General features: G+C 67.5%; 19 protein-coding genes. 3 read left to right on the forward strand and 16 right to left on the reverse strand.

Going from position 1 to position 20,486, the window contains the following annotated elements:
* Positions 1 to 52: 52 nt before the first annotated feature.
* A complete protein-coding gene (locus tag RM423_RS11005) occupies positions 53 to 301 on the reverse strand; it encodes an acyl-CoA carboxylase subunit epsilon (RefSeq protein WP_311423077.1) in 249 nt (82 codons plus the stop codon).
* Complete coding sequence (locus RM423_RS11010) at positions 298 to 1,926, reverse strand: acyl-CoA carboxylase subunit beta (RefSeq protein WP_311423078.1); 1,629 nt, start codon at positions 1,924 to 1,926, stop codon at positions 298 to 300. Before RM423_RS11010 ends, RM423_RS11005 begins: the two co-directional genes overlap by 4 nt.
* A gap of 73 nt (positions 1,927 to 1,999) precedes the next feature.
* Here RM423_RS11010 and RM423_RS11015 point away from each other — a divergent pair, with 73 nt between their 5' ends.
* Positions 2,000 to 2,803, forward strand: a complete 804-nt coding sequence (locus tag RM423_RS11015; protein ID WP_311423079.1) for a biotin--[acetyl-CoA-carboxylase] ligase — start codon at positions 2,000 to 2,002, stop codon at positions 2,801 to 2,803.
* A gap of 44 nt (positions 2,804 to 2,847) precedes the next feature.
* A complete protein-coding gene (locus tag RM423_RS11020; RefSeq protein ID WP_311423080.1) occupies positions 2,848 to 3,369 on the forward strand; it encodes a PH domain-containing protein in 522 nt (173 codons plus the stop codon).
* A 39-nt stretch (positions 3,370 to 3,408) separates the two neighbouring features.
* On the opposite strand, the gene RM423_RS11025 is transcribed toward RM423_RS11020, so the two are convergent.
* Positions 3,409 to 4,437, reverse strand: a complete 1,029-nt coding sequence (locus RM423_RS11025) for a helix-turn-helix transcriptional regulator (RefSeq protein ID WP_311423081.1) — start codon at positions 4,435 to 4,437, stop codon at positions 3,409 to 3,411.
* Between the two features lie 276 nt (positions 4,438 to 4,713).
* Between RM423_RS11025 and RM423_RS11030 the strand changes: the two genes are divergently transcribed.
* Entirely contained in the window at positions 4,714 to 5,391 is a 678-nt protein-coding gene (locus RM423_RS11030; protein ID WP_311423082.1) for an NADPH-dependent F420 reductase, read from the forward strand.
* Positions 5,392 to 5,412: 21 nt separating this feature from the next.
* Here the strand turns inward: RM423_RS11030 and RM423_RS11035 are convergent, their stop codons facing one another.
* The 13 genes from RM423_RS11035 to RM423_RS11095 all read right to left on the reverse strand — a co-directional run bounded on the left by RM423_RS11035 (position 5,413) and on the right by RM423_RS11095 (position 20,208).
* A complete protein-coding gene (locus RM423_RS11035; RefSeq protein ID WP_311423083.1) occupies positions 5,413 to 6,558 on the reverse strand; it encodes a C40 family peptidase in 1,146 nt (381 codons plus the stop codon).
* A gap of 555 nt (positions 6,559 to 7,113) precedes the next feature.
* The gene (locus RM423_RS11040; RefSeq protein WP_311423084.1) at positions 7,114 to 8,007 is read right to left on the reverse strand and encodes an HAD family hydrolase; all 894 of its coding nucleotides are present in this window, start codon (positions 8,005 to 8,007) and stop codon (positions 7,114 to 7,116) included.
* Between the two features lie 46 nt (positions 8,008 to 8,053).
* Entirely contained in the window at positions 8,054 to 9,229 is a 1,176-nt protein-coding gene (locus RM423_RS11045) for a hypothetical protein (protein ID WP_311423085.1), read from the reverse strand.
* 7 nt (positions 9,230 to 9,236) lie between these two features.
* Positions 9,237 to 10,658 (reverse strand): dihydropyrimidinase, encoded by a 1,422-nt coding sequence (gene hydA, locus RM423_RS11050; RefSeq protein ID WP_311423086.1) that lies wholly within the window; start codon positions 10,656 to 10,658, stop codon positions 9,237 to 9,239.
* Positions 10,655 to 11,677: a cupin-like domain-containing protein gene (locus tag RM423_RS11055; protein WP_311423087.1), complete on the reverse strand. Its 1,023-nt coding sequence runs from the start codon at positions 11,675 to 11,677 to the stop codon at positions 10,655 to 10,657. Before RM423_RS11055 ends, hydA begins: the two co-directional genes overlap by 4 nt.
* Entirely contained in the window at positions 11,617 to 12,333 is a 717-nt protein-coding gene (locus RM423_RS11060; protein ID WP_311423088.1) for a TenA family protein, read from the reverse strand. The genes RM423_RS11055 and RM423_RS11060 overlap by 61 nt, the downstream gene beginning before the upstream one ends.
* Positions 12,330 to 13,448: an o-succinylbenzoate synthase gene (gene menC / locus RM423_RS11065; protein WP_311423089.1), complete on the reverse strand. Its 1,119-nt coding sequence runs from the start codon at positions 13,446 to 13,448 to the stop codon at positions 12,330 to 12,332. The genes RM423_RS11060 and menC overlap by 4 nt, the downstream gene beginning before the upstream one ends.
* Before the next feature lie 6 nt (positions 13,449 to 13,454).
* Positions 13,455 to 14,384, reverse strand: a complete 930-nt coding sequence (locus tag RM423_RS11070; RefSeq protein WP_311423090.1) for a phosphotransferase family protein — start codon at positions 14,382 to 14,384, stop codon at positions 13,455 to 13,457.
* A complete protein-coding gene (locus RM423_RS11075) occupies positions 14,381 to 16,480 on the reverse strand; it encodes an iron-containing redox enzyme family protein (protein ID WP_311423091.1) in 2,100 nt (699 codons plus the stop codon). Before RM423_RS11075 ends, RM423_RS11070 begins: the two co-directional genes overlap by 4 nt.
* Before the next feature lie 299 nt (positions 16,481 to 16,779).
* The gene (locus tag RM423_RS11080; protein WP_311423092.1) at positions 16,780 to 17,271 is read right to left on the reverse strand and encodes a nucleoside 2-deoxyribosyltransferase; all 492 of its coding nucleotides are present in this window, start codon (positions 17,269 to 17,271) and stop codon (positions 16,780 to 16,782) included.
* The gene (gene thiD, locus RM423_RS11085; protein ID WP_311423093.1) at positions 17,268 to 18,083 is read right to left on the reverse strand and encodes a bifunctional hydroxymethylpyrimidine kinase/phosphomethylpyrimidine kinase; all 816 of its coding nucleotides are present in this window, start codon (positions 18,081 to 18,083) and stop codon (positions 17,268 to 17,270) included. The genes RM423_RS11080 and thiD overlap by 4 nt, the downstream gene beginning before the upstream one ends.
* Positions 18,084 to 18,086: 3 nt before the next feature.
* Entirely contained in the window at positions 18,087 to 19,082 is a 996-nt protein-coding gene (locus RM423_RS11090; RefSeq protein WP_311423094.1) for a thymidylate synthase, read from the reverse strand.
* Between the two features lie 157 nt (positions 19,083 to 19,239).
* A complete protein-coding gene (locus RM423_RS11095; RefSeq protein WP_311423095.1) occupies positions 19,240 to 20,208 on the reverse strand; it encodes an aspartate carbamoyltransferase in 969 nt (322 codons plus the stop codon).
* Positions 20,209 to 20,486: the final 278 nt, after the last annotated feature.

Below are 20,486 nucleotides of genomic sequence, written 5' to 3' on the forward strand. Positions count from 1 at the left end.
GCTTTACCGCCGGACGTCGCCGCCGGGTGTCACCCAGCAGGCTGATGCCCGGTCAGTGCCAGGCCGATGCGCGCCAGGCACCCGGCCCGGGTGGCACCGGTCGGCGCAGCCGCAGCGACGGATCGGCCCAGCCGCCCGCCGGAGCAACCGATGGCGCGGTGTGGCCCGCGTCGGCGACCGCGGCCAGCACGACGGCCAGCGCCGCGATCTCCTCAGGGGTCGGGTTGCCCGAGACCACGCGCAGCGCCGGGCGTTGCTCGACGGGCGGATTCGCGGACGCCACGATGTCCGTGTCGTTCACAGCGGCATGTTCCCATGCTTCTTCGGCGGCAGAGATTGTCGTTTGTTCTTCAGGATGCGCAGCGAACGCACGATCATGGCCCGCGTCTGCGACGGCGGGATGACGGTGTCGACGTAACCGCGCTCGGCGGCGACGTAGGGGTTGACGAGGGTGTCCTCGTACTCGCGCACCAGCTCGGCGCGCAGCGCCTCCTGAGCCGCCCGATCACCGGCCAGATCGGTCAGCCGCTTGCGGTGCAGGATGTTGGCCGCGCCCTGGGCGCCCATCACGGCGATCTGCGCGGTAGGCCACGCGAGGTTGACGTCGGCTCCGAGGTGCTTGGACCCCATCACGTCATAGGCACCGCCGAAGGCCTTGCGGGTGATCACGGTGATCTTGGGAACGGTGGCCTCGCCGTAGGCGTAGAGCAGCTTGGCGCCGCGCCGGATGATGCCCTGCCACTCCTGGTCCGTGCCGGGCAGGAAGCCCGGGACGTCGACGAGGGTCAGCACCGGAATGTTGAAGGCGTCGCAGGTCCGGACGAAGCGGGCCGCCTTCTCGGAGGCGTCGATGTCCAGGCAGCCGGCGAACTGCATCGGCTGGTTGCCCACCACGCCGATCGGCTGGCCCTCGACCCGACCGAAGCCGCAGATGATGTTGGGCGCGAACAGGGCATGTACCTCGAGGAATTCGCCGTCGTCGACCAATCGCTCGATGACGCCGTGCATGTCGTAGGGCTGGTTGACCGAGTCGGGAACGAAGGTGTCGAGAAAGAGGTCCTCGGACGTGACGTCGAGATCGGCCGGCGCGTCGAACACCGGTGGCAGGTCCAGATTGTTGCTCGGCAGGTAGGACAGCAGTGCCTTGACGTAGTCGATCGCGTCCTGCTCGTCGGCGCCCAGGTAGTGCGCGTTGCCCGACGTGGTGTTGTGCACCCGGCCACCGCCGAGGTCCTCCATGCTGACGTCCTCGCCGGTGACCGTCTTGATGACGTCCGGCCCGGTGATGAACATCTGCGAGGTCTTGTCGACCATGATGACGAAGTCGGTGAGCGCGGGGGAGTAGACGTGACCGCCCGCGGCCGCGCCCATGATCAACGAGATCTGCGGGATCACGCCCGAGGCCAGCACATTGCGGTAGAAGATGTCGCCGTACAGCCCCAGCGACACCACACCCTCCTGGATGCGGGCGCCGCCGCCCTCGTTGATGCCGATCAGTGGGCAGCCGGTCTTGAGCGCGAACTCCTGGATCTTGACGATCTTCTCGCCGTACACCTCGCCGAGGGCACCACCGAAGACGGTTCCGTCCTGGCTGAACACGCACACCTGGCGACCGTCGACGGTGCCGTATCCGATCACCACGCCATCGCCGTACGGCCGGTTCGCCTCGAGGCCGAACATCGTGGAACGGTGCCTGGCCAGCTCGTCGAACTCCACGAACGAGCCGTCGTCGAGCAGCATCGCGACCCGCTCCCGGGCGGTGTGCTTGCCCTTGGCGTGCTGCTTCTCGACCGCCCGTGCCGAGCCGACGTGCACCGCCTCGTCGTAGCGGCGCTCCAGTTCGGCGAGCTTGGCCGCGGTGCTGTGGGAATCGCTGCCGGCCGGCGTCGCACCGGTACCGGCTGGTGTGGCGGACTCAGCGCTCATGGCCCGGAGCCTAACCCGGTGGCACGTTCTCAGATCGGAAGGTGATCCAGTTCGCGGGCGTCACAATGGTGCCATGACCGACGTCGAGAGCATCGAGCCGGGTCGGGAGCCGCTGAACCCGGCTGAGTTGGCCGACACCACCTCCGGCTGGCGGGTCGAGGTGGTTGCCGAAACCGGGTCCACCAATGCAGACCTGCTGGCGCGTGCCGAGACGTCGGAGACCGGCGTCGTCCGGGTGGCGGAGTTGCAGACGGGCGGCCGGGGACGGCTGGAGCGCAGCTGGATCTCCCCACCCGGCGCTGGCCTGACCTTCTCACTGCTGGTGCGGCCGGACACCGACGTCCGCGGCTGGGGTTGGCTGCCGCTGCTCACCGGTCTGGCGCTGGCACAGGCGATCGGCCCGCAGGCGCGGTTGAAGTGGCCGAATGACCTGCTGCTCGGACCGGAGGGCGGCAAGGCTGCGGGCATCCTGGTGCAGAGCAGCGGATCGGCGGTTGTCATCGGTGTCGGTCTCAATGTGACGACGACGGCTGCCGAGCTGCCCGTTCCGACCGCCACTTCCCTTGCACTGCAGGGGATAGACGAACGGGACCGGGCGGTGATCCTGCGCGCCTTCCTGGCTGAATTCGACGCCCGGTACGCCGCCTGGCTGGCGGAGTCGGGCGACGCCGGCCGCAGTGGGCTGGCTGCGGCGTACCGGCAGGCCTGCGCGACCCTGGGCAGCGAGGTGTCGGTGCAGTTGCCCGCCAGCACGCTGCGGGGTCTGGCGGTCGACATCGATCCGGCCGGCCGGCTGCTGGTCCGTCCCGAGGGCCGGCCGGGGGCGATCGCGCTCGCCGCGGGCGATGTCACCCACCTGCGGGATGCCGCTCGCTAACGTGGGGCCGACCGGTTCCCGACCGCCGAGGAGTGGAGCGCAGGGTGCCCTATCCAGACAAGCTGCTCGCCGACGATGAAGAGATCGTCGAGCACCTGCACCCGCACTGGCTCACGGTCGCTCCGGCGGTGGCGGCGTTCATCGTCATCTGTGCGGCCGCGGGGGTCGGCATCGCGCTGGCACCCAGGGCCGGCGACGCGAGCCAGGTCGTGTTGCCCCTGGTGCTGGTGGGTGCCCTCGTGCTGCTGCTGTGGCTGACACTCGCCCCGGTCATCAGGCGGCAGTCGACCCACTACGTGATCACCACCCGGCGGGTGCTGATCCGCCGTGGCGTGCTGCGGCACGTCGGCCGCGACATCATGCTGGGGCGGATCACCGACGTGGGCTACGAGCAGACCCTCGCGGACCGGATCGTGCGGTCGGGCACGTTGCACATCGAGTCCGCCGGCGAGAACGGTCAAGAGACGCTGGTCGACATCCCGCATGCCAACCAGGTGCAGCAGACGCTCAATCGACTCATCGCCGACGATTCCGGTTGGCGTCAGCACTACCGGCCGAGGGACTGAACACCGTCAATGCCGCGCTCCGGCGAAAACACCGATCGCTCAGATCCAGCCGCGTTCGGCCGCGCGCGCCCCGGTCTCGAACCGGCTGCGGGTGCCCAGCATCTTCATCAGCCGGGACATCATCCGGCGCACGGTTCGCAGCGAGACGTCGAGCCGGCGCGCTACCGCCTCGTCGGTGAAGCCCGAGGCGAGCATCTTCAACACCGCCAGCTCGGTGGCGCTCAGCTCGCTGGCGGGCGTGGCGTCCGGTTCCGCCTCAGCCGAACCGAAGGGCAGCGCGCCGGACCAGACCTGTTCGAAGTGGTCGATCAGTACCGAGAGCACACCCTCGCTGCGAATCACCATCACCCGCCGGGGCTCGGCCACGTCGACGGGCAGCACCGCGACCCGTGCGTCGAACACCACCATGAAGCTCGGCAGCACCGGCGTGACCCGGACGTCGGCGCCACCGGCGATCAGCTGCCGGACATAACCGGTGCCGTCGGCGCTGTTGTTGATGCTGTCCAGATAGAGCGTCCGCCGCTTCACTTGGGGTTTGATGCGGTCTGTGTCGACGGCACGGCAGACGTCCATCGCTCCGGTAGAGAAGACACCGGGGCGGAATGACAGGATCTCGCTCTGGGCCCCGGCGGTGAGATTCTCCAGCTGGTCGTGACCGTCATCGATGGTGTCGATGATCTCGGTCTCGCCTTTGCTGCGAGCCGCTCGCCACTGCGCGTAGTCGGCCGCCAGGCTGTTGATCGCGCGCCGGGTCTCGTCCACCTCGCGGTAGCGCTTGACGAGATCTGCCTCGTGCTTGTCGAGCAGTGCGGCCAGGCCAACCTCCGGGCTGACCGATCGGTGAGCACCCGGATGTTTCGGTGAGGGCCGCACCAGCGAGAGTCGTTCGAGATTGCCCAGCGCCCGGCAGATCGCCTCGGACGAGGTGTTGAGGTGGTCCGCGAGGTCGTCCGGGGCGCGGTGCGGCGTCTGGAGCAGGATTTGGTAGACGGCAGCATCCACCTCGCCCAGGCCCAACACGTTGAGCTTGGACGTGCGCGCGCTCGAGTAGGCGGCATGGTCATTCATGGGTGCCTCATCTAACTGGACAGTTACTAGCGGAGCCTGCTTATTGTGATACATATACCCCGGTAATTCCACGTTTGGCCGGATATAAATACTTGTATTCGCAATGACATATCTCGGGAAGTTCTGCCGTGACTGCCGGTCGGGACAAAAGGTGCGTCACTGACTGAATCTATGCATAAGACCGCCACGGATCACGGTGAATCGCAAGATACGGCCCCGGTCGGGTGCGAGGGGTACTAGTGGAATGGCAGTCACAGTCAAGGGGTTGTCAGAAACATGACAACTATTGGAATTATCGGCGCCGGTAATATCGGCGGGCAGCTCGCTCGATTGGCGCTGGCGAACGGATACGACGTCGTTCTCAGCAACTCGCGTGGCCCCGAGACGCTGACCGGCTTGGTGGCGGAACTCGGCACCGCGGTATCCGGCCAGTCCGGGAACCGGCCGACGGTTCGCGCGGCGACCGCCGAAGGCGCAGGCGAGGCGGGTGACCTCGTGGTGGTGACCATCCCGTTGAAGAACTACCGCGACGTTCCGGTGGCACCGCTGGCCGGCAAGGTCGTGATCGACACCAACAATTACTACCCGGAGCGCGACGGGCGTATCCCGGAGCTGGACGACGAGAGCACCACCACCGCGGAGCTCAGCCAGCGGCACCTGCCCACGTCGAAGGTTGTCAAGGCCTTCAACAACATCATGGCCGCGGACCTGACCGAGGAGGGGACTCCCGCGGGCACCGCGAACCGCAGGACGCTACCCATAGCCGGGGACGACGAGGACGCGAAGGCCACCGTTGCGGCACTGGTCGAGCGGTTCGGCTTCGACGTGGTGGACGCCGGGCCGCTGTCCGAGGGATGGCGCTTCCAGCGCGACACGCCCGCCTACGTCGTGCGGCAGAACTCCGATGAACTCACCGGGAACCTGGCGGCGGCCAGGCGATACCGCGACATGTGAGCAACTGAGGACCGAGACGGATCAGGAGTGCGTGACCGTCCCGAACGTCACCGCCGTGGACCAGATGGCCTGGTAGCGAACGCCGTCAGCCGGGGTGGCCGCTGAGTAGATCTTGTTCGCACCGGCGTACACGGCGACGTGGTAGACGCTGCCCGAACTGGTGTGGAAGAACACCAGGTCACCGGCCAGCGCGCGGGCCTGCGTCAGCGAGCGCACCAGCTGCGCCTGGCCGGCGGCGTTGTGCGGCAGCGTGATGTCGGCCGCCTCGTGGTAGACGTAACTGGTCAGGCCGGAGCAGTCGAAGCCGGTCGCGGGTGAGGCGCCGCCGTCGGCGTAGCGATAACCGACGTAGCGGGCCGCGTCCTCGGCGATCTTCTGGTTGGTGGTGAGGGTCGAGCCGATGGTGACCGTCGCGCAGCCGAGCTGGGGGTTGGCCGACCCGGCGCCGATGTTCATGGCGTACGCGCACACCGTGTGCCGTCCGGCGGTCAGCGTCCGCACGCTGACGAACTGGTGTCCGCCGGAGATGTGGTACTTCGTGTTCACTGCCGCGTAGGCACGGTTGGCGGGCACCGACACCGTGCTGGTGCCATCGACGGTGGTATGCGCGGCGAGCGCGGTCTTGCTGCTGTTGGGGTCGAACGCCCAGCCGGTGATGGTCGCCTTCGTGCCGGCGACCTGGACCGGCGAGATGGAACCGATCGGATTGTTCGGGTCGACGATGGTCCGCGACGCGCAGCCCAGGGTAACCGATGCACCGGCGCCGACGTTGGAGGCCAGCGCGCAGACGGTGTGCGTGCCGTAGCCGGTGCGCACGGTCACCTTGTAGCCGGTGACCGGGCCGGTGTGATGCGCTGCCGCGACGTCGGGGCGGCGGATGTTGGCTGTGGTCCGGGACACGGCCCTGCCGTCGACGCGGATCTCGATGATGAGCGCCCGGCGGAGAGCATCCGGGTCAGCGGCCCACCCGGCGGCGGTCATGGTCGTCGTTGAGACCGAGGCCGTCAGGGAGTCGAGGCGGCCGAAGGGATCGTGCGAGGTGGCGGCCTGTGCCGACGATGCTGCCGCGAGGCCGACGGCGGCTGCCGTGAGGGAGGCTGCGCTGGTGAGTAAGGCCAGTCTTGCTGTCCGTCCGAGCTGTGCCGTCGGCTTCGTATGGCGGGTCATCGATCGGTCTGCCTCTCGCTGCTGTAGTCGGTGCTGTGGATAGGTGCTGCAGTCGGTGCTGTAGTCGGTGCTGTAGATGGTGCGAAACCGCCGTCCGGGAGCGGCGGCGGCGGCGAGCGGGTGGCAACGACAGCAGTCGTGGCCGCGAATCACAACGCTGTGACTCAGACATTAGGCATAGCCGCACAACAGAAAGTCGATCACGCAGTCCTGTCGACTCCCTTACTCTCAAGATCGGAGCGACCTGCGAGACCTTACCGGTTCCGCAACACTCGGTATACGGAAACGTTATTAACTTTGGTCGAGCTCGATGCCGAATCGGTGCAATGCGGACGTAGGGTTACCGTGCGCAGCGTCGGTCGGTGTGCGCCAGGATTGATCGCTGCGCCGCGCCTGGCGGCCCGCTGGCCGACACCGACCTGTGGGACAAGTGGGCACGCTACGGTGCGGACGTTCTCGCCACGGTCGCGGGGCTCGACTGGGACACCGCGCCGGACCGTGTTGGGCGCCGCGTCGGCTTGACCGGGTGCACCGTGCCCGGACCGCCTCGGCAGGTCAGCAGGTGGCCGGTCCACCGGCTTCCGCACCCGCAACCCGGTCGACCGGTGCGTCCGCGTCGGCCAGTCCGAACCATCGCTCGAGTTCGAGGGCCACGCCGTCGTCCTCTGCGGCCGCGGTTACCGCGTCAGCAGCGTCACGGACCTCCTGGGGCGCCTGTCCGACCGCCACGCCTCGGCCGGCCCAGCGCAGCATCTCGATGTCGTTGCGCCCGTCGCCGATGGCGAGCACGTCGACCGCGGTCAGTCCGAGCTCGCCGCAGACGTACCGTAGGCCGGACGTCTTGGTAACGTCGACGGCCGTGAGATCCAGCCATGCCGTCCAGCCGACGGAGTGGTCCGCGTTCGGCAGGTCGAGCTCGGCGGCCAGGCGCGCGAACTCCTCCGGAGTCGCGGCCGGGTCCCGGATGATTACTCGATTCGCTGGCTGCGCGATGATCTCGGCGAGCTTGGTCACGATCATCTCACCGGGCAGCTCACCGGCCGGAAAGCGACCGGTTAGGCGATAACCCAGCTCATGCTCGACCGCCACCAGAGCGGACGGACACCGATCAACGAATGCCCGCACCGCCGGACCCGCATCGAAACTCTCCCGATACACGACTTCCAACGGTGAATAGCGGCACACCACCGACCCGTTACTGGCCACCATCCACATCCGTTCGCCGTTCTGGCCGACGAGCCGAAGGCGATCCACGACGCGCGTGATGCCGTGCGGCGAACGACCGGAGCAGAGCACGACGTGGGCGCCGGCGTCCAGGGCGCCCTGCAATGCTCGGCCTAACCTACTGCCGGGTGGCTCCGGCGCCTGCTCTTCGACCTCGGCCCACGCCGGGAGCGTGCCGTCGACGTCGATCGCCACGAGCCGCGGCCGCCATTCCTGTCGTGTCACGGTTCATACTCTCCAAGTCCGAGGTGCCAGACGGGGTGTCCGCCGATCACGGCCGATCGACGAGCGTGCCCAACAGGGTGGCCAGTGATACGGGTGCGTCCCCCGCCATCACCGCGGCAAGCGCGGATCCCAGGGTGACGGAGCCGGAGCGCCCGGTCCCGAAGACCTTGTCGTAGCCACGCGGCGTCACCCCGCAGAACGGCGCGACATGGACCTTGGCCGGTGTCGTGCCGTCGAGCGTGATGGCGTCCGCGTGGAACGGATAGTGCGCTGCGTCGGCGTGGCCGAGAAAGCGGACCGTCGACACACCGCTGATGATGAGCTGCCGCAGGCACTGGCGGCACGGAGGCCGGGTGACCACGGCCTCACAGCCCACGACGGCGGCGCCGTGTCGGGTCGCCGACGCCAGGGCCGCCAACTCGGCGTGGACCACCCTGCCCAGGCTCTCCAACGTCTGCGCGGCGCGGTGGTGACTCGGCAGGTCGCCGTCCAGGTGATCAAGGAAACGCGCGGCCAACGACGTCAAGTCGCCGAACTCCGCACCCCGTTCTCCCTGGGTGTACTGCAGGACGGATTGGACCAGTGCCATCTTCGACGTCCAGGCCGGGTCCATGCCGTTGTGCACGTCACGGGCGTCGTCGGGGGAGTCCGCCCAGTACTGCCCACCGCCCGCACGAGGAACCTCGTTGGCTCCCAACGCCACGACGTCCCCGACGCCGTCGAGAAGGGCGCAACCGACGCCACCGCGCAGGCCGGCGGACCGACTCGCCTGTGCCTCCGCGAGAAACAGCGCCAGCTCGTACCGGTTGGGCCGTAGCTCCGGCCCGCCGACGAGCGTTGCGACCGCGGGGTCGAGCCCGGACCGGACGCCAAGCGTCAGGTCGACGACGAAGTCGGTCGCGGCCAACGCGAGGTTCTGCTCCGGCGGCTCGTCGGAGCAGGCCCACAGACGGAAGTCGGGCCCGAGGAAAGTATCGAGGACACGGGACCACTCGCGCGGGTTCGCCAACGTCGCTACGACGACGTCGTACTTCTGCATTTCTCGCACCAGGCGGTCGAGAACCGGCGGGATCACTGCGAAGCCGGATTCGACCGAAGCCGAAGCCGGGTCGACGAGCTCTGCGTCGTCCGAGACGGAAAGGCCTCGCTCGCGAAGCACCTCGCGCAAGGCTCCCAGCGCAAGCTCACTGAGCCGGGTAGTCAGGGCCACCACGACGGTCACGACGTGATCACGCCGTCGTGGCCGGTCGGAGAACGCCGGACGTAAGGTCCGTGCCCGGCCGCCGGTGGAGAAATTGGCCGAGATCGTCCGGCCCGACCCACCGGCCCCTGTCAACCAGCCGCTGGCCCCGGAGGTAGACCGCGTGGACGGAACCGCGCAAGGTCACGCTCTCGAACGCCGAGTGGTCGACGTTCATGTGGTGATCCTTGGCGCCGGTGGGCGTCACCCCGTTCGGATCGAGGATGGTGAAGTCGGCGTGCGATCCGGGCTCCAGCGATCCCTTCTCGGGGGAAAGGCCGAACAGGCGCGCCGGGGACGTCGCTGTGACATCCACGAAGCGCGATAGCGACAGCCTTCCGCGAAGCGCGGCGTCATAGATCAGCGGTACGCGATATTCGATCCCGGCGATTCCGCCGGGCAGCTTCGAGAAGTCTCGCTGATCCGGGGAGAACAGCGTGGACCGGCAGAACGGGCAGTGGTCGGACGACACGACAGACAGATCGCCCGCCGACAGGGCCCACCACAGCCGGTCGCGATGTTCCCGGGTGCGCAGCGGTGGCGCACAGACGAAGTCGGTGCCTTCCTCCCAGGGACGGTCGAGCTCGGCGACGTCGAGGTAGAGATAGTGCGGGCAGGTCTCGGCGAAGACGGGAAGTCCGCGTCTGCGGGCGTCCGCGATGGCGTCCAGCGCCTCAGCGGACGACACGTGGACGAAATAGAGAGTCGGCATTCCGGCGAGCTCCGCCAGGAAAATGGCCCGGCGAGTGGCCTCGCCCTCCACGGCCGGTGGCGCGGTCCTGGCGTGCCAAGGCAGCGAGACGTGTCCACGGTCCCGGGCACGGCGCCTGAGGAACTCCATCGCCAGGCCGTTCTCTGCGTGCACCATAACCGTGAGGCCGAGACCGGCGGCGTGCTCCATCGCGTTGAGCAGTTGGGTGTCGTCGCTGTAGAGATCGCCCGGGAAGGCCATGAACAGCTTGATGCTCGGAACCCCGGCCGCCATGAGCTTCTCGAACTGCGCGAGTGAGGACTCCCGAACGTCGCCGACGATCTGATGGAACCCGTAGTCGACCGCGCAGCGTCCGCGGGCGCGCGCACCGGCGTCTTGGAGCCTCTCCAGCAGATCCTCCCCGGGGCCTTGGCGAACGAAGTCAACCACCGTCGTAGTGCCGCCGAAGGCGGCCGCCCTGGTGCCCGTCACGAAGTCGTCCGCGGTCGAGATGCCCGCGACGACGGTCTCCAGGTGCGTGTGTACGTCGACGAAACCGGGCGCCACGTGCATTCCCGTGGCGTCGATGACCTCGTCGGCAGCGGTCACCGTCCCCAGCGCACACCACGATGTGACGAGGCCGTCGCGCATCACCAGGTCCAGAACGTGTGCCCCCGATACGGACAGGACCGTGCCGCCCCGCACGACCGATGTGGTCATCGGTCGACACCGTCGCCGTGCCGCACGTCGGCCAGCAGACGCGCGGCATCGACATCGATTTCTCGCGTGGCAACGAGGGCACGAACGAACTCTTCCTCCCGGGCAAGGAATACCCGGCGATTACGACGCAGCACGTTGATGATCGTCGCGACGTTCCGGGTGGGTGTGTTGGTAACGCTGCGCAGCAGGCCGTCCTGACTGAGCTGGTGCAGGTTCGATGCCACCGACTGGGTGGTGGCGAAGCGCATCGGGATAGAAATGTTGCCCTCAGTCAGCGTCTCGACTTCGTGCAGCCAGAACGGCGGTATGTAGAGGATTTCCCCCGCCGAAAGGATTCCCTCGTAACGGACCTCGCCGTCCCAGTCAGGAGTGGCCGCCGTACTGAGCTCGGGCGCGGGGGAAAGGTCGAAACGCTCGCTCGCCTGCCAATTCTGCTGGACGCTGACGGCGTCGAGCGGATGGATGAGCGTATAACGTTTCGAGCCGCGCACCTGGATCAGGAAGCTGTGCCACCAGTCGTGGTGGGCAGGGGTGACGTTGCCGGTCTGACTGAACCAGACACCGGTGGCGGCGGCCTCGTACTCGACGCCGACATCCGGCACCACGAAGTCCTGCGCCAGCTCGTCGAAGCCAGGCGACTCAGCCCCGATGCGCAGGTAGAGAGACCCATCGACGATTCGTTGCACGCCGAACAGGTGCGCGAGGGCCTGGCCGAACGTCATGGACTTGGTCGCATTGACTTGCTTCAACACCGTGTTGCGCGGTCCGTTCCCGGTTATGAACGGGGCGACGTCGAGCTCCCCCAGCCGCCGGGTGAGCGATGCGCGGTCCCAGGTGCCGCAGCACGCCCAGTTCGTTGCGACCCCGGTGATGAGCAGGGGCGCCGCGCCGATCATCGGTCGGTTTGCCGTGCCGCCCCGCAGGGGCAGTGCGTCGACACGGGTGGCTTCTGGGGAAGTCAAGGCATCGTCCTCTCTTCGGCGTCGTCGTCCACTGCGGCCCAGCCCGTCGCCGGCCATCCGGGATAGCTTCGATATGCCGCGTCGAACACGCGAATCTGGTGTTGCAGACTTCGCGCGTAAGCGAACATCATCTTCGCGTGCTCCTCGTCCGTCGTTGCCATCTCGTTCATCACGTCGGCGTGGGCCTCGGCCATCTGACTGCCCTGCTTGTTGGCGTAGTAGGTGGCCCATGCGGCGAAGGCGGGCGGTCCTTGAATGTCGACGTCCCTGAACCGCTCACCGACCACTCGGGTGAACATGGCGCAGGGATAGAGCGCCGCGGCAATGCTTCCGATGCTGCCGTCGAACGCGTTCAGCAGCAGGTGATTGGCATACGCCTCGCGGGCTGGTGTCAGGGCTCCCGCGTCGAAGCGAACCGAGGCTCGTCCGAGGCTTTCGAGCAGTGAGCGCTTGAAGTCTGTCTCCGCCGAAACGAAGTAGTTGGACAGCAGGTTCGCGGCCGTCCGGGACCATGCGGATCCGCTCGGCGCCTTCGCCAGCCCCATGGCGAGGGTGCGGTGAATGTACGGGATGAACGGTGCGTCGTCGTTCTGGAAAGCCAGGAACCGTTCGACGGTCAAGCGGCCTTGTTCGAGGTCGGTGAGCCAGGGGTGCTCTTCGTACGCTTTCCATCCGTCCGCCGTAGCGGCCCGACATTGGTCAGTGAAGGTCACGTCGTCATCTCTCTGCTATCTGCCACGAGCCACTGCGACAGCACGTCGTCGAGTGGAACAGCGGGATTGCCGGGGGTCTCTGGCACGTCGAACGTCCAGCCATCGGAGGCGGACCGTGGGATGTCGTTGTCGGTGAGCTGCAGGGGGAAAAATCGTTCGGAAGGGAAGAGGTCGGCCGGGTAGGTCGCCCATTCGCACGAGGTGAGAGCGAGGCATACGTGTGCCCCGATGGGGCTTTCGAGCATGTTGCCGACGACTGCGCCGATGCCCGCCCGCTGCGCCAATTGCCCGATCGCCGCAGCGTTCCAGAAGCCGCCGACCCGGCCAGGCTTCACATTCACGAAGCGGCAGCTCCCGAGCCGCAGCGCGAGTTCGAGATCGTTCGAGGAGCGGATCGACTCGTCGAGGCACACCGGCGTATGCAGTCGTCGCTGAATCTCGGCGTGGCCCAGGAAGTCGTCCGGGGCCAGAGGCTGCTCGATCATGGCAAGTTCCAGGGAATCCAGCAGCGTCAGAAAATCCGCATCGTCGCGGGAGAAGACGCCGTTGCAGTCGACGTGCAGCGGAACGTCCGGAAAGGCGCTGCGCACCTGCCTCAACTGCTCGATCCTCGTCTGGCGGCCCACCTTCAGTTTCACGCGCGGGCATCCGGAGCCGACCGCGTCGCCGACCTTGGCCAGCAGCTCGTCGGTATCGGCATGCAGGTCGAAGTCTGCGCCCGCGGTCACCGCCGACCGGCTGCCGCCGACGTAGTGGCTCAGCGGGTACTGCTCGACAGCTCCGCGCAGCGACCACCACGCCGTCTCCACCGCCGCCTTCGCGAACGTGTTGCCACGGATGTCGGCAAACATCTCGGTCAACCGGCCGACGTCGTCGATGTCTGCGCCGACCAGGCGGGGGAGCATGAGCTCACGCACCAACGTGAACGTCGAGCTCGCCCATTCGCCGCAGAACAGTGGCCAGGTGCCCGGTGCGGCCTCACCCCAGCCGGCTGCGCCGGAACCGGTCAGGCGCACCAGCACCGTGGTGATGTCGGGCTGCGCGCCGAAGGACGTCTTCCACGGGTCCTTCAAGGGCATCCGTAGCGCGACCACACGCGCGGAAGCAATCTTCATCGGCCGTCACGCACGCTGTGCCAGCCAATCCCGGGCCTGCTGGGCGTACTGCGGCGCCCACTCCGGGTTCCATTGCAGGAAGTACACGTGCATGGTCAGGGCGTGCAGCACGTTGGCGAGGTCGACGCGTTGCTCCCAGTCGGCCGGCAGCGCGCAGGCGGCGGCGTACGACTCGAGGAAAGCGCCGCGCCCTTCCGGGAACTTGTCGAAGACGTGCTCGTTCAACTTGCCGAAGTCGCGAAACCGTTCCGTGTAGGTGGCATGTTCGAAGTCCAGTGCACAGGTGATTCGTCCGCCGGTCACCAGGAAGTTCGGCAGCCACAGGTCGCCGTGATTCAGCGTCGGCTGGTTCGCCGTGCCGTCCAGCCGCGACACCGCCGTCCTGACCACCTTTCGCAGGGCCGCGGGATCGCCGAGCATGTCGGAGTCGGCCGCCTCGAGTAGCCCGGTCAGCTCGGCGTCGACCGCCTCTTCCAGCATCGCGGCCCTGCCGCCGCCCAGCACGTCGCCGAACGCGGGCCCCGTGATCAGGTGCAGTCGCCCGACGATGTCCCCCAGGTCGCGGCACAGAACCTTCCGCTGCCCCTCGTCGAGGGACTCCCACAGGTCGCCCGCCGCGTCACCGTCCTGAAACTCCTGAATGAGCACGGGGCCGCCCAGCGCGTCGTCATGCGGCACGAGCCGCCTGTACCGCACCACCGGAATGCCATGCTCGCCGGCCACCTGCACGCTGGCCATGAGCCGCCGCAAGTGCTGGGGATCCCGGTTGCGCTGAGGCACCTTGACCAGCAGCCGGCCCTCGTCGGTGTCGGCCACCCACTGCCTGCTGGTGTAACCCGCATGCAGGGGATACACCGCTTCAATGTGTACGCCGGGGCACGCCCGCTCCAGGAGGCCCCGGATCGTGGTCTCGACGTCGGTCGGTATCGCCGTCACCGCCCGCTCGCATTGAGCAGGTGCGCCGGCACCTGCGTCGGCGCGATCCCGAGCCTGCCCTGCATCAGCACGACGTACGCCATGCGCATCGCGGTGGCGCCGCGCCGAACCCGCTCCCACACCTCGTCGGTCACCCCGAGACGAGCCGCCTGGGCCATCAGGAACACGACGGCGTCACGGGACCGCGCGGAGTGCCCCATCTCGACGTTGTCGTCGGCGATGTGCAGCCGGGTGAAGCTGGTGTCGAACCCGAGGTCGGTCAGACCGTCGGCCTTGGAGATGCCTGCAGTGCCGAGGCCGTGGAACTCGCACACCATGTTCACACCTACGATTTCGGGAAACCGGCTCACCGGGAAGTCCGCGATGGCCAGGCGGAACACCGGAGCAACGAAACCCTCGTCAAGGAACGGAACCTCGTCGATGAACGCCCGCGTCCAGAACTTCGGCAGCTGGTAGCCCAGCCCGGTGACCAGGTCCTCGTACATCACCCCGTGGCTGTGGCCGGGTTTGCCGTTGCCGATCTCGTCCCAGTAGATGTCGTAGAGCAACTGCTCGGCCTCCGACAGCACGACGCGGCGAGTCAGGCCCTGCAGCCACGCGCCGTCGACCAGGTTGTCGGCTGCGCCGTGAAAGGAGCGGTCCCGGTGCGACTTGCCGTCGTCGGCCACCGGGGAAACCGGCGCCGAGGCCATGTCCTGGTAGGTCTTGTGCATCCACTCCGGGAACTCGTCGGCGACGTAGCGCTCCGGCAGCTCCCAGCTGAACACCGGCTTCTCGATCACCTGAGCCGCGTCCAGCCAGCACTCGACGAAGGCGGCTGCCCGACGAAGGCTCCGGGCCCGCTCCCGGCCTGCGACGAGGTCGTAGAACAGCTCGCGCGTCTGCGGACCGGTGAACGTGGACGGCGCCGGCTCGTCCGGCTGAGCGTCGAGGTCCGGGACGGTGACGGGTGCCGCGCCGATGGGTGCAACCTGCATGGGTTCGGCCAGCCAAGTGATCCAGCGCCGGATGATGCTGGTGTCCTCTGCGCTGAAGATCTTGCCCATCGGCCCGGGAATCTGGGTAAGGGACGTAACGAACAAGCTGCGGTCGGGGGCACCCGGCTCGATCCAACGCGACTTGCCGAGCGCCTCCACGACGTCGCGGCTCTTCTCCGGGGACGCGGCAAACAGGTCGTCCAGCAGCTTGCCGTCCAGCACTGCGGTGCCGTGCGCCCGGCGCGCCGAGGGCGTCTTCCTCTCGACCAGGTTGATCATGCCGAGTACGGGTGTCCGCAGCGCGTTCAGACAGGACCGTTCCAGCTCAGCCCGGTGCAGACGGATCGCGTCGCGCAGCAACTGCCCGAACGCTGCGAAACGCTCGGCTCCGTGCGGGGCGAGACCGAGTTCGGTGAACTGCCGCAGCGCCGCGTCGACGTGACCGGTGACATCCTCGGTCCCCTTCCACGACAGCGTGGGCCACTCGACGCCGGGGCTGCCGGCAGCGGCTGACCGGACGCACTCGGCGACCCACTCCGGCATCTCGAGCAGAGCCCCGGTCAGAGTCGGCTCGACGGCCGCCAGCAGTTCGGGGACGTACCTGTTCGGCGAGACCGAGAGTGTGAGCAGCATGTCTGGCAGGACGTACGCCGCCTCGCCGAGGCGCAGGGCCTGCACATACGCCTTGCTGCCGACGTCGCCGCTCGGCTGGCCCAGCACGTGCAGCAGTCCGTCGGCCATGCGCTTGAAGCGGCCCTCCTGCCCCGGCGATCGCCGGTACTCGTGGCTCAGTTCGCCCAGGCGCGCGCCGGTGGCGATGTGGCAGTACGGCGCTCGGGCGAACGGCGCCAGCCAGACGCCGTCCTGATCGGCCAGGACGGCCAGGTGCCGGGCGGCCGCCGCGGCGACCACCCGGATCTCGTCCGGGCCGAGGTCGGCGAACCGTGGCGCCACACCACGTAAGTTCCCCTCCAGCGCATCGAGCGCGTCGCCCGCGACGATCGGCCGTGCGATGACCGTGTCGAGAAAGGCATCGCCGAGCCCCACGTCCTCGGGCGTTGGCTCAACGGCTGCGAGCCCGCGGTAGAGCCGAGTCAGTGTGTCGCTAGCTGTGATCATGGATATTGCTCCTTTGCGCACGTGCCGGCCCTTGTCCAACCCGACACCGCCTTGAGCGGGGCGGTGTCCACCTCCGACTCGGCGGGCTGAATGCTGGTGTGGAACCGGGCCGTCGGGGCAGGCGCGCCGCATGGTGAGGGCCGCCGACGGGACGTAGTTGGCCAGCCAGCGTGTACGGCAGCGAGTCCGGTCGGTCCGCCGTCGGGATGATGACGCTGCTATTCCAATCCATTTTCACGCTGTCCAATCGATTCTGTTGCGGTTGCTGAATCCGCTCGACCGGCCCTGAAACCCTGCGGCTAGCCGACCGTGCTGCTCTGGCGGTCGGACGCCGCCAGAAGAAGCTCTTCGATCGCGCGGTCCAGAAGTTCGAGGTCAAGGTCGCCGTCGACCATGAGGGTTCGTACGGGGGCGAGCTTGTCCAGCCCCATGAGGAGCCCGGCGTACTCCTTGCCGGCCTCCAGGATGAGGACCATCGGCACCTTGTTGGCCGATGCCCAGCCGATCTCGATGTGCGTGCCGGGGGAGGCGGGCGACCCCGGCAGCGCGACGATCACGTCGGAGGCACAGATCTGCTCGTAGTCCAGTGGCGTGAACTCCGACGGCTCCATGAATGCCTGGCCCCACTTCTCCCGCCGGTGCGCGTTGTAGACCACGCAGCCCTGGTTGTCGAAGTGCTCCAGAATGCGGCTGAGGGAGGTGAACGCCGGGCCGTCGAACTCGCCGGTCTCTTTGTTGACGTAAGACCAGAAGGGAGCGGCGATGAAGACAGCTTCGATCTTCTTGCTCATGGTTTCTCCGTTGTCGTTGACGCGTCGAACAGGAACGGCTCTCCGAGCTTCAGAAAGTCGACGGGATGGACCCCGCGGCCCAGGGAGACCAGGCCGTCGCGCACGCCCGCGGCGGCCCGGGTCGTGGCCTCCTGCACGGCGGCTAGCAACGGCAAGCCGTGCGCCAGCAGGCCCACGATCAGCGCCGAGTGCGCGCAGCCGGCGCCGTGCTCCGCACCGGAACGGTGCCCCGGCCGCGAGACGGCTACCGACGTGCCGTGGTCGGCGAACCACTCGCCGCCATCCGGGCCGCCGCAGGTGACCACCGCGGCCGGTGCACCGAGCTGGACCAGACGCTCCGCCAGCTGCTGGGGCGTGCCGTCGGCGATTCCGGTGAGCAGCCGGGCCTCGTCGACGTTCGGCGTGACGACCGTGGCGACCGGGAACAGGTGCTTCAGGACGGCCGCGCCGATGTCGGCGCCGGCGAGGCTGGCGCCGGCCGCCGTGACCATGACCGGGTCGACGACCACCGGCACCCCGAGGTTGGCCAGCCGGTCGCCGATCGCCTCGATGTGCTCGCGGCTCCAGGTCATACCGACCTTGACCGCATCGACCTCGATGTCGTCGAGCACCGTGTCGAGTTGGGTGAGGACGAACTCGACCGGCACGGTGTGCCGCGCCACCACGCCGGTGGTGTTCTGGGCGGTCACGCCCACCAGAACGGTCTGGGCGTAGCAGCCGATCGAGGCCATCGCCTTGATGTCGCCTTGAATGCCGGCGGCACCGGACGAGTCGGAGGAACCGATCGTCAGGCCCACCTTCGGTGTCGTCATGGTTCAGCCGGCCGTGGTCGCGTAGAGGTCCTGCCAGCAGTTCTTCACGAGCCGCACGTAGACGGGGTCTAGAAAGCCCATGACGTCGGGGTCAACGGTCTGGTCGTGCCGGTGCCGGGCGTGCAGGCTGAGCAGCGCAACCACCTGCGCCCAGTAATGCGGCAGTTCCAGCTTCTCGATGTCACGCGGGCCCAGGCTCAGCTGTCCGGTGCGCAGGGCCCGCTCCAGCTCGAAGACCTGGTGCAGCGCGTCCCAGTTGTCACCGGCGGGCATGACGGGGAACGGCTCGAAGTCCACTGGTGCCGCGTCGGCCAGCACCCGGTCCGCGAGGGCGTCGTCGGACTCGTACAGGTGGTACGAGCCCGCCACGTGGGTGTACGAGCCGAGCTCGAGACCGAGCTGGTGGGCAAGGACCTCCTGCAGGAACGTGAACGAGAAGACGTCGCTCACGGCGCCCCGATACGCGTCGTTGGCGCGCATGAAGGAGACCGCGTGGAGCTTGCCGTACCGGATCATGTATTGCAGGCCGATCGTGCACGCCACGTCGATGTTCTCGGGGTCGAGCAGTTCCTCGGGCGCGAATATCTGGACAAAAGCGCGCTTGGAGTCCGGGTCGGCACGAAGCGTCTTGACGACGCTCTCCCACTGATTGACGCCGGCGCCGCCGAAATTGAAGATGCGGGGACCGTATGCGGTGCCACGCAGAGTGCGTCCGTCCGCCGAGAATTTTTCCATGGACGGCGCGTAGAAACGTACCATGTCAAGGCTGTTGCTGCCGGAAAGGTACCAGAGCGATTCCGCGAAATTGAATATGATGTTCGCGCGTCGGCTTGGCGTCCGGATTATTCGCTCCCGGGGGTTGTTCAGGCGATAGGTGACGCCGAGCACCTCGCGGCTACGGAACCCCCTCGGGGCATTGCTGAACTCCGAATTGTCTCGGACGTTTCGCAACTGCATCAAATACGCTTGCTCAAAGTTATCGTATCGCGGCGCAAACATGGCTGATCCTTTCCTTGTGTCGGCGCAGTAGTGAGTGGCGGGGTCGGCTGACGCCCCCTGCTATGCCGTCGCACCCGCGACGTGCGGGAACGGCGAGCTGGCTCGGGGCGTCGTCCAGCGGCCACCGGAGAGTCGGCCACATTGACGGGACGCCGTGTCAGGAGAGAAACTGTCTGTCGTTCGCCCCCAGAGCGCGGGTGAGCCTGTCGGTGATGGCGAGCAGGAGCGCCTGCCGGACGAAAACAGCGCCGCCGACCTGCTCGAAATACAAGTTGTGCGGGGTGTGGTCGAGATCGGTGCTCAGCTCCGCCTGCCGCGCCAACGGGTGCATCACCACGGCGTCGGGCCCCAAGGGAGTGTTCGCGTCCAGCCGGATCTTGGAACCGAGCATCTGGTATCCCTGGTCGACCAGCGTCAGTGAGTTCTGGTAGATCACGTCGAACTCGGCGAACTCGGCGAGGTCGGCCTGCGGCCCGGTGGCGCACCGGTGGCCGATTCCTGCGTGCGTCAGCCGCTTGGTCAGATCGTCGTCGAGCGGTTCGGGGTCGTCCGAGACGACCAAGAGTTCGCGTACGGCGTGTGGGAAATGCGTCGTCGCAGCGAGCAGGAAGCTGCGCATCGAGCGCATTCGGCGCGGGGTCCCAAGCATGCAGAGCGAGATCCGGCGATCCTCCGGCGGATTCTCGTCACCCAGCTCGGTGCGCCACTTCAGCAAGGTGTACCAGTCGGCCAGGGCCTGGGTCGGGTGCTCGTCGCAGCCATTGCCCCCGTTGACGAGGGGGGTTTCCATCCCGGCGGCCCGAATGTCGTCGACCGAGCTCTCCGCGGTGTGCCGCAGGACGACGACGTCCGCGTATGTGCCCAGCATGAAACCTGTGTCCGCGAGCGACTCGCCCTTGTGGACACTCGTAAGCCGCGCGTCGGGAATGCTGATGACTGCGCCGCCCAACCGGTGGGCCGCGGACTCGAAAGACAGCCTAGTCCTTGTGCTCGGTTCAAAGAAGGCGGTCAGCAGGATCTTTCCCCCCAACGGCGTCTCCGGTCGCACGAGGCCCGCTTGTAACCGGGCGGCCGCCGAGAAAAGTGCAAGCAGTTCCTCCCGACGTAGATCGAGAATGGAGATCACCGATGCACCGATGAGTCCATCAAGGGCCGATAAATCGCCGTCGACCAGTAACAACGGATCGGTGACGCGTCGGCCAGGAATCGGATGGGATTGAGTGGTCCGGCCTACTGACATTGAATCTCCAGCATGGAGCAACCATCGGAAGGGCTAGCCCGGATGTTTCATGGAGCGGCTGTTGGTGTTGAGTTTCGGGGCGTCAGCCTCTGTGAGGTGTGATTGTGCCTCTTGGGTGTGACGGTGTGGCCGAGGTCGCTCGGTGCGCCGGGTCCACGGGCCGG

It is taken from the genome of Jatrophihabitans lederbergiae, from assembly GCF_031845305.1.
Lineage (GTDB): Bacteria > Actinomycetota > Actinomycetes > Mycobacteriales > Jatrophihabitantaceae > Jatrophihabitans_A > Jatrophihabitans_A lederbergiae.

Bases quoted from the DNA above. Each gene is read 5' to 3' on its own strand.
- thiD (WP_311423093.1), bottom strand. From the start codon at position 18,083: ATGACGACACCGAAGGTGGGCCTGACGATCGGTTCCTCCGACTCGTCC.
- RM423_RS11010 (WP_311423078.1), bottom strand. From the start codon at position 1,926: ATGAGCGCTGAGTCCGCCACACCAGCCGGTACCGGTGCGACGCCGGCC.
- hydA (WP_311423086.1), bottom strand. From the start codon at position 10,658: ATGACCACATCGGTCGTGCGGGGCGGCACGGTCCTGTCCGTATCGGGG.
- RM423_RS11090 (WP_311423094.1), bottom strand. From the start codon at position 19,082: ATGTTTGCGCCGCGATACGATAACTTTGAGCAAGCGTATTTGATGCAG.
- RM423_RS11015 (WP_311423079.1), top strand. From the start codon at position 2,000: ATGACCGACGTCGAGAGCATCGAGCCGGGTCGGGAGCCGCTGAACCCG.
- RM423_RS11025 (WP_311423081.1), bottom strand. From the start codon at position 4,437: ATGAATGACCATGCCGCCTACTCGAGCGCGCGCACGTCCAAGCTCAAC.
- RM423_RS11030 (WP_311423082.1), top strand. From the start codon at position 4,714: ATGACAACTATTGGAATTATCGGCGCCGGTAATATCGGCGGGCAGCTC.
- RM423_RS11055 (WP_311423087.1), bottom strand. From the start codon at position 11,677: ATGGCCGGCGACGGGCTGGGCCGCAGTGGACGACGACGCCGAAGAGAG.
- RM423_RS11035 (WP_311423083.1), bottom strand. From the start codon at position 6,558: ATGACCCGCCATACGAAGCCGACGGCACAGCTCGGACGGACAGCAAGA.
- menC (WP_311423089.1), bottom strand. From the start codon at position 13,448: ATGAAGATTGCTTCCGCGCGTGTGGTCGCGCTACGGATGCCCTTGAAG.
- RM423_RS11080 (WP_311423092.1), bottom strand. From the start codon at position 17,271: ATGAGCAAGAAGATCGAAGCTGTCTTCATCGCCGCTCCCTTCTGGTCT.
- RM423_RS11075 (WP_311423091.1), bottom strand. From the start codon at position 16,480: ATGATCACAGCTAGCGACACACTGACTCGGCTCTACCGCGGGCTCGCA.